Source organism: Pseudomonas sp. SIMBA_068 (genome assembly GCF_046534705.1).
Taxonomy (GTDB): Bacteria; Pseudomonadota; Gammaproteobacteria; order Pseudomonadales; family Pseudomonadaceae; genus Aquipseudomonas; species Aquipseudomonas putida.
Genome location: NZ_JAWRYI010001245.1, coordinates 1 through 248 on the forward strand (window position 1 = coordinate 1; position 248 = coordinate 248).

Below are 248 nucleotides of genomic sequence, written 5' to 3' on the forward strand. Positions count from 1 at the left end.
CTATTGGTTCAAGGCTAGAGTTGTACTTAGATACTTTACGAATAATTTCCCAAAATTTATGGGGAGGGGTTGGGTTAGGAAATTGGCAGTATTATAATCAATCCAATTTTATCTACCCTCATAATCTTATTCTCGAAATCTTAAGTGAGCTAGGCGTTTTACTTGGAGGGGGAGTTTTGATTTATATTTTATTACTGTTTTACAAGTGTCCTAGGGAACTAAAACTGATAATGCTCTTTATGTTTCTT

General features: G+C 33.9%; 1 protein-coding gene. It reads left to right on the top strand.

Annotated features, from left to right (window positions below; translation table 11 throughout):
• Positions 1-2: 2 nt before the first annotated feature.
• On the top strand, positions 3-248 hold a 246-nt coding region (locus tag SB756_RS33535; protein WP_410913694.1), incomplete at its 3' end, for an O-antigen ligase family protein.